Here is a 7902-nt window from a genome sequence, read left to right as displayed (position 1 = left end):
CTCAGGCGTCGTGACCAATGTTCAGGTCGGCCCCGGCGGCTTCGTCGCCCAAGGCGCGGTGGTGGCCGAAGTGACCAATCCGGCGCGGGTCGAGCTGGTCTTCAACGCCCCGCCGCATCTGGCGGCCCAGGTGCGCCTCGGCTCGCACGTTCGCGTCACCGGTCCGCAGGGCGAGTTCAACGCCCTGGTCACGGGCGTCGCCGCCGACGCCGGTCTGCAGGACAGCGGCGCCACCGTGATCCGTGCTCGGCCCGAGGGCGGCCGCCTGCCGCCCGCCGGATCGCCCGTCACCGGCGCGGTCGTCACCGAAGGTCAGACCGGCGGCGCCCTGACCGTTCCGTCCGAGGCAGTTCAGACGGTCGACGGCGCCACGGTGGTCTTCGTCCAGGCGGACGGCGGCTTCCGGGCCCAGCCCGTGCTGGCGGGGCGTCAGGCCGGGGGGGCCACCGAGATCCTGCGCGGCCTGACCGGGAGCGAGAAAGTCGCCTCGACCAACGCCTTCCTGCTCAAGGCCGAACTGGCCAAGGGCGAAGCCGAGCACGGCCACTAAGGGAGGGCGATCATGTTCAAAGCGATCATCGAGGCGTCCGTCCGCTTCCGCTGGTTCATCGTTCTGGCCACGACCCTGGTCGCGGCCTGGGGGTTGTTCCAGCTGACCAAGCTGCCGATCGACGCCGTGCCCGACATCACCAACCGTCAGGTGCAGATCAACACCGTGGCCCCGGCCCTGGCCCCCGAACAGATGGAGCGTCAGGTCACCTATCCGCTGGAAACGGCGATGGCGGGCATTCCGGGAATCCAGAGCACCCGATCCCTGACCCGCAACGGCTTCAGCCAGGTGACGGTCATCTTCAGCGACGCCACCGACATCTACTTCGCCCGCCAGCAGGTGGCCGAGCGGATGGCCCAGGCGCGCGAGAACCTGCCCGAGGGCGTCGAACCGGCGCTGTCGCCCATCACCACGGGCCTGGGCGAAGTCCTGATGTGGACGGTCGACCTCAAGCCCTTCGACGCCAAGACGGCGCGCGCGGGCCGCCCCGGCTGGCAACCCGACGGCGCCTATCTGACGCCCGAGGGCGAGCGGCTGGACACGCCGCAGGCGCGGGCCACCTATCTGCGCACCGTGCAGGACTGGATCATCGCGCCCCGGATGCGGACTGCGCCCGGTCTGGCCGGCGTCGACGTCAACGGCGGCTATGTGAAGGAATACGCCGTCCGTCCCGATCCGGCGCGGCTGGCGAGTTACGGCCTCAGCCTGAATGATCTGATCCAGGCGTTGGACCGCGCCAACACGCAAGCCGGCGCGGGCTATATCCAGCGCGCGGGCGAGGCCCTGACCGTCCGCACCGACGCCCTGGCCCAGACCGTCGAGGATCTGGCCCAGGCGCCCGTGGTCAACCGCAACGGCCTGGTCGTGCGGGTCGCGGATGTGGCGACCGTCGAGATCGGCCAGGCGCCGCGTCTGGGCGGCGCCAGTCGCGACGGCCATGAGGCGGTGATCGGCACTGCCCTGATGCTGGCGGGCGAGAACAGCCGCACCGTGGCCCAGGCTTCCGCCGAGCGGCTGGAGCAGATCAGCGCCAGCCTGCCGCCCGACATCGTGGCCGAGCCGGTGCTGAACCGCAGCGCCCTGGTCAACTCGACCATCAAGACGGTGGCCAAGAACCTGACCGAAGGGGCGCTGCTAGTCATCGTCGTGCTGTTCCTGCTGCTGGGGAACATCCGCGCGGCGACGATCACGGCCCTGATGATCCCGATCAGCTTCCTGTTCGCGGTTATCGGCATGAACCGCTTCGGCATCAGCGGAAACCTGATGAGCCTGGGGGCGCTGGACTTCGGCCTGCTGGTCGACGGCGCCGTGGTGGTGGTCGAGAACACCCTGCTGCGCCTGGGCCAGAAGCGCGCCGACCTGGGCCGCGCCCTGACCCGTCACGAACGGCTGGGCGTCGCCGCTGGCGCCGCCCGTCAGATGGTCAAGCCCGCCGCCTTCGGCCAGCTGATCATCCTCTTGGTCTTCACCCCCCTGCTGATGCTGGAAGGGGTCGAGGGCAAGACCTTCATCCCCATGGGCGCCACGGTCATGCTGGCCCTGGTCGGCGCCTTCATCTTCTCCTTCACCTTCGTCCCGGCCATGGCCGCCCTGCTGGTGAAGGAGCCCAAGACCGTCCACGTCGATGAGAACGGCGAGGCAGAGGAGCATGAGACCTTCCTGCTGCGCCACGCGCGCCGCTGGATCGAACCGGCCATCCGCGCCGCCGTTGCGCATCCGAAGACGGTGCTGGCCTCGGCGTTCGGGGCCCTGCTGGTCGGCGCTCTGGCCTTCACCCTGCTGGGGCGCGAGTTCATCCCGACCCTGGACGAAGGCGACATCGCCATGCAGGCGCTGCGCGTGCCCTCGGCCTCGCTGGAGCAATCCCTCGCCATGCAGATGGCGCTGGAGCGGGCCATCACGGCCCAGCCCGAGGTGAAGACCGTCTTCTCGCGCACCGGCACGGCCGAGGCGGCGGTGGACCCCATGCCGCCGAACATCTCCGACGCCGTCATCGTGCTGAAGAAGCGCAAGGAGTGGCCCGATCCGAAGCTGCCGAAGGAAGAGCTGATCGCCCGTATCGAAAAGGCCGCCTCGACCCAGCTAGGCAACAGTTTTGAGTTCAGCCAGCCGATTGAACTGCGCTTCAACGAACTGATCTCGGGCGTCCGCACCGATCTGGCGGTCATGGTCTATGGCGACGACTTCGCCCAGCTTCAGAAGACGGCCGATCAGGTGGCCAACGCCCTGCGCGACACGCCCGGCTCGGCCGACGTGCGGGTGGAGCAGGCGTCCGGCCTGCCGACCCTGACGGTCAGCGTCGACCGCTTCGCCGCCGCCAACTACGGCCTGTCGGCGGCCGACGTGTCCGAAGCCGTCTCAGCCGCCATCGGCGGCGCCGAGGCGGGTCAGATCTTCGAGGGCGACCGCCGCTTCGACGTGGTGGTCCGCCTGTCGGACGCGGAGCGTAACGATCCCGCCGCCCTGAACGCCCTGCCCGTCACCACGGCGAGCGGCTTGACCATCCCCCTATCTTCGGTCGCCCGCATTCAGGTGAAGGAGGGCCAGAACCAGATCAGCCGCAACGACGGCAGCCGCCGCATGGTGGTTCAGGCCAATGTGCGCGGCCGCGATCTGGGCGGCTTCGTCGCCGACGCCCAGACGCAGGTGGATCAGCAGGTCAGCCTGCCCGCAGGCTATTCGCTCAAATGGGGCGGCCAGTTCGAGAACCTCAAGCGGGCCGAGCAGCGGCTGGGTCTGGTTATCCCTGTGGTCTTCGTCCTGATCGGCATCCTGCTGTTCATGGCGCTGGGATCGTTCGCGGAAGCGGGGCTGGTGTTCGCCTGCGTACCGCTGGCGCTAGTCGGCGGGGCGCTGTCGCTATTGCTGAGGGGGATGCCCTTCTCGGTCTCGGCGGCGGTCGGCTTCATCGCCGTGTCGGGCGTCGCGACCCTGAACGGCCTTGTGCTGATGCAGGCCATCCGCGAGCGGCTGCAGGCGGGTCAGACACCGCGCGACGCGGCTCTTCTGGGCGCCTTCAGCCGTCTGCGGGCGGTGCTGACCACGGCTATGGTCGCCATCGTCGGCTTCATCCCCATGGCCATCGCCACCGGGGCGGGCGCCGAAGTTCAGAAGCCGTTGGCCACCGTGGTCATCGGCGGCCTTCTGACGGCGACTGCCCTGACGCTGCTGGTGCTGCCGACCTTCGCGGCCAAGGCCGTCAAACACCGCAAGACGGAAGGAATAGAGGATTGAGCGGATCTCATCATGGAGAGGGGCTTCAGCGCCGCACGCTGCTGATCGTGCTGGTGCTGAACGTCCTACTGTTCGTCATGCTCGGACTCGGCGGCCTGTTTGCCGAGTCCAGCGCCCTGCTGGCCAACGCCGCCGACAACGGATCGGACGCCATCGTCTATCTGATCAGCTTCCTGGCGGTCGGGCGGGCGATGGCGTGGAAGCGCGGCGCCGCTCGGTTGTCAGGGATCATGCTGCTGGTCTTCGCGGCCGGGGTGCTGATCGACGTGGGGCGGCGCTGGATCGTCGGGACCGAGCCGGTCGGTTGGACCATGATGGGCCTGGCCGTCATCGCGGCGGTGGTGAACCTGATCTGCCTGATGCTGATCCGGCGTCAGGGCGGCGACGACGTCAACATGCGCGCAGCCGAGACCTTCAGCTTCAACGACTTCGCCTCGAATGGCGGCATCCTGATCGCCGGGGGTCTGGTCATGGCGCTGGATCAGGCGTGGCCGGACCTGGTGGTGGGGCTGATCGTAGCGGCCATCGCGGTGAAGGGCGGCGTCGACATCCTCAAGGACGCCCGTGAGAGTCGGCCCGTTTCGCAAGAGACCGAGGCGAACGCCGAAACCTGAACCGTCGCGGGCAAGCCGGGGAGCCCCCGCGCTTGCCCGCGACAGCGAACATATGTCGGCGCCGGGCATTTAGCCTGTCGAGGAGAACCGACATGGCCGCTCGCCCCACATGGCAAGGACACCTGAAGCTGTCGCTCGTCACCTGCCCGGTGGCGCTCTACACCGCGACGACCAGCGCCGCCGACGTGCGCTTCCACCTGATCAATCCGGACACCCACAACCGCATCCGCATGGTGCCGACCGACCCCGACGCCGGTCCGGTGGAGCGCAGTCACTTGGTGCGCGGCTATGAGGTGACCAAGGACGAATACGTCCTGTTCGACGACGCCGACTTCGACCAGGTGCGGCTGGACAGCACCAAGACCATCGCCATCGACAAGTTCGTGGACGAGACCGACATCGACCGCCTGTATTGGGACGATCCCTTCTTCGTCGTTCCCGAGAAGGGCGCGGGCGTCGAGGCCTTCGCCGTCATCCGCGACGCCATGCAGAAGCAGGGCAAGGTCGCGCTGGGTCAGCTTGTCCTGCGCGGCAAGGAACGCCAGCTGGCGCTGGAGGTGCGCGGCAAGGGCCTGCTGGCCTACACCCTGCGCGCCCATGACGAGGTGCGCGACGCCGACGACTATTTCGACGACATTCCCACGGTGAAGGCCGACGCCGACATGGTCGAGATCGCCGCCCGCATCATCGCCCAGAAGGAGGCCGACTTCGACCCAACCGCCTTCAAGGACCGCTACGACGACGCCCTGCGCGAGATGATCAAGGCCAAGACCAAGGGCGGCAAGGGCCTGGTCGACGTGGCCGAGCCGGACGACACCAACGTCATCGACCTGATGGCGGCGCTGAAGAACAGCCTGAAGGGTTCGGCTGGCGGGGCCCGCAAACCGGCGGCGAAGAAGCCCGCGCCACGCAAGAAGACGGCCTGAGCGTCACTCCACGCCCATCTTGCGCAGAGCCGGTCTCAGGCTGACGGCGGCGGCGCGGAAATCGGCCCAGGGATCGGGCCGCTTCAGCAGCTCGGGCCAAACCCACAGATTGTAGTCCGCAGGCCTCGGTCCCGGTTTCACCTGATCCCACGACAGGGGAAAGGCGATCCCAGCCCCCGGCCGCGCGCGCGGCGACCAGGGCGCCACGGCGGTCGCCATCCGTCCGTTGCGCAGATAGTCGATGAAGATCTTTCCGCCCCTCGCCTTCTTGGCCAGGGTGGTGGTGAAGCGGTCGGGCGCCTCGGCCCTGATCGCCTCGGACACGGCCTTGGCGAAGGCCTTGTTCTGCTCCCAGGTCACACGAGAACGCCCGTCGGCGCGGATCGGCGCGACCACATGAAGACCCTTGCCCCCCGTCGTCTTGACGAAGGGCTTGAGGCCCAGCGCCTCCAGCTTGGCCTTCACCACAAGAGACGCCGCGATCACGTCGTCGAAGTCCAAGCCCACGTCGGGGTCCAGGTCTAAGGTGATCTGCTCCGGCGTCTCGGGATCGCCCGGCTTGCAGCCCCAGGGGTGCAGCTCCAGCCCGCCTGACTGAGCGACGGCGACCAGGCCGCCCACATCGACGACGGCGACATAGGGCGTGCGCGCCTTCACATCGATCAACTTCAGACGAGGGTTCGATCCGGTCATGGCGTGGCGCTGGAAGAAGACCTCGCCTTCGATGCCGTCCGGGGCGCGGATGATCGACGTGGGCCGGTCGGCCACATGGGGCAGCAGGCGCTCAGCCGCCGCCTCATAGTAGCGCGCCAGGTCGGCCTTGGTGATGGGCGGGCGGCCTTCGCTCGCCGGCCACAGCACCTTGTCTGGGCTGGAGATGACGACGCCCGCCACCGTGACCTTGCCGCCCTTTTTCGATGTCGACGGCGACGCAGGCGGCTGGGGCGTCTCGGTGACGTCCTCGGCGGTCTTGTCGTCGCGCAGGCCCTTGAAGGCCGCCTGCCGCAATGAACCTGACTCGGTGTAACCGCCGTGCTCGATCTCGGCGACCAGCCTGGGCTTCACCCAGTGAATGCCCTTGTCGCCGTCGGGCGCGCCTGCGCCGGTGAAGGGGCTCCTGTCCGACGCCTCGGCCTTCAGCGCGGAGATCAGCAGCCGCGTCGCCGCCTCGCCGAAGCCTGTCCCGACGCGCCCGAGGTATTTCAGCCCGCCCTTCTCGCGCACCCCGACCAGCAACGACCGGAACCGGCTGCCGCCCTCCGACGACCAGCCGCCGATGATGACCTCGTCACGCCCCCGGCACTTGGACTTGACCCAGGTCGAGGAGCGCCCGGCGTGATAGGGCGCGTCCAGCTTCTTGGAGATCACGCCCTCCAGATGCATCCGGCAGGCGCTTTCCAGCACCGCCTGCCCCGTCGAGGCGAAGTGCTCGACGTAGCGAAGACGCCCTCCAGCCTTGGCGCCGAGGCGGTCGATATAGGCCTGCAATCGCGCCTTGCGGTGCGACAGCGGCAGCTTACGCAGATCTTCCGTCCCCTCGAACAGCAGGTCGAAGGCGAAATAGACCAGCCGCCCCGTCTCCCCCTCGGATATCGCCGCCTGCAGGGCGCTGAAGTCCGGCATGTCATCCTCGTCCAGGGCGCACAGTTCGCCGTCGATCACCGCATCGGGCCAACCGGCCGCATCCGCCGCCAGTTCGGGGAAACGATCGGTCCAATCCAGGCCCTTGCGGGTTCGCAGCACCGCCTGGCCGCCGCCGACGCCGATCTGCAGCCGATAGCCGTCGAATTTGATCTCATGCGCCCAACCGGCGGCTGAAGGCGGGTGGTCCACCGCCTTGCATAGCTGGATCGGCACGAAGGCGTGCGGCCGCTTCGCCTTGGACGCCGCCTTGGACGGCGCGGGCATCGGCGGCGCCTTGCGGCGGGTCGGCTTGGAGGAGGTCCATTGCGCGTCCCCCTCGGCGATCTGGGCCAGAGAGCGGCCGGTCGTCACCGAGGCGTCGATCTCGGCCAAAGCGTCGCCCTCGCCTGCCACGGCGTATGCATCCTTCTCCTTCAGCAGCAGCCAGTTGTTGCGCTTGGACGGCTTGCCCCGGTCGCTCTTCAGCCGGATCAGCGCCCATTTGCCCTTCAGCCGCTCGCCGTGAAGGATCATCTTGATCTGGCCGCGCGCCCAGGCGGCCTCCAGATCCGGCTCCTGCGGCTCCCAGGTTCCAATGTCCCATAGCTGCACCGTGCCCGCGCCGTAGTTGCCCGCCGGGATCGTCCCCTCGAACCCGCCGTAGTCCAGCGGATGATCCTCGACCTCGACCGCCAGGCGCTTGACCGACGGGTCGCGCGACGGGGCCTTGGTCACGGCCCAGGATTTCAGCACCCCGTCCGCCTCGATGCGGAAGTCGTAGTGCAGCCGCGTCGCCGCATGGCGCTGGATCAGGAAGCGCCGCGCGCCGTCTCCGGCCCGCTTGGCGCCCTTGGGTTCCGGCGTCTGCTCGAAACGCCGCTTGGCCTGATAGGTCTTCAGCTCTCCGCGCATGGGCGATTAATCCGCCCGCGAGGAAACCGTTGCGCGGGGAGCC

At 68.5% G+C, this 7902-nt stretch carries 5 protein-coding genes; 4 read left to right on the top strand and 1 reads right to left on the bottom strand.

What is annotated here, in order from left to right; all coding sequences use genetic code 11:
- From BDIM_RS03980 to ku, 4 genes are all read left to right on the top strand, one after another.
- Positions 1–550: efflux RND transporter periplasmic adaptor subunit (locus tag BDIM_RS03980; RefSeq protein WP_040344960.1), on the top strand; the 550-nt coding region annotated here is incomplete at its 5' end.
- A gap of 12 nt (positions 551–562) precedes the next feature.
- Complete coding sequence (locus BDIM_RS03975; protein WP_003164293.1) at positions 563–3784, top strand: efflux RND transporter permease subunit; 3222 nt, start codon at positions 563–565, stop codon at positions 3782–3784.
- Entirely contained in the window at positions 3781–4398 is a 618-nt protein-coding gene (locus tag BDIM_RS03970) for a cation efflux transmembrane domain-containing protein (RefSeq protein WP_003164292.1), read from the top strand. Before BDIM_RS03975 ends, BDIM_RS03970 begins: the two co-directional genes overlap by 4 nt.
- 92 nt (positions 4399–4490) lie before the next feature.
- Positions 4491–5324, top strand: a complete 834-nt coding sequence (ku, locus tag BDIM_RS03965) for a non-homologous end joining protein Ku (RefSeq protein ID WP_003164291.1) — start codon at positions 4491–4493, stop codon at positions 5322–5324.
- Between the two features lie 3 nt (positions 5325–5327).
- Here the strand turns inward: ku and ligD are convergent, their stop codons facing one another.
- Positions 5328–7859, bottom strand: coding sequence for a DNA ligase D (ligD, locus tag BDIM_RS03960; protein ID WP_003164290.1), 2532 nt, complete (start codon positions 7857–7859; stop codon positions 5328–5330).
- Positions 7860–7902: the final 43 nt, after the last annotated feature.

Origin of the sequence: Brevundimonas diminuta ATCC 11568, from assembly GCF_000204035.1 — a bacterium.
Lineage (GTDB): Bacteria > Pseudomonadota > Alphaproteobacteria > Caulobacterales > Caulobacteraceae > Brevundimonas > Brevundimonas diminuta.
Note: the sequence above shows the minus strand (reverse complement) of the source record. Positions and strands in the feature narration are given on the sequence as shown.

What these genes read in the sequence shown, in the direction of transcription:
- BDIM_RS03975 (WP_003164293.1), top strand. Translation starts at nt 563, where the DNA reads ATGTTCAAAGCGATCATCGAGGCGTCCGTCCGCTTCCGCTGGTTCATC.
- ku (WP_003164291.1), top strand. Translation starts at nt 4,491, where the DNA reads ATGGCCGCTCGCCCCACATGGCAAGGACACCTGAAGCTGTCGCTCGTC.
- ligD (WP_003164290.1), bottom strand. Translation starts at nt 7,859, where the DNA reads ATGCGCGGAGAGCTGAAGACCTATCAGGCCAAGCGGCGTTTCGAGCAG.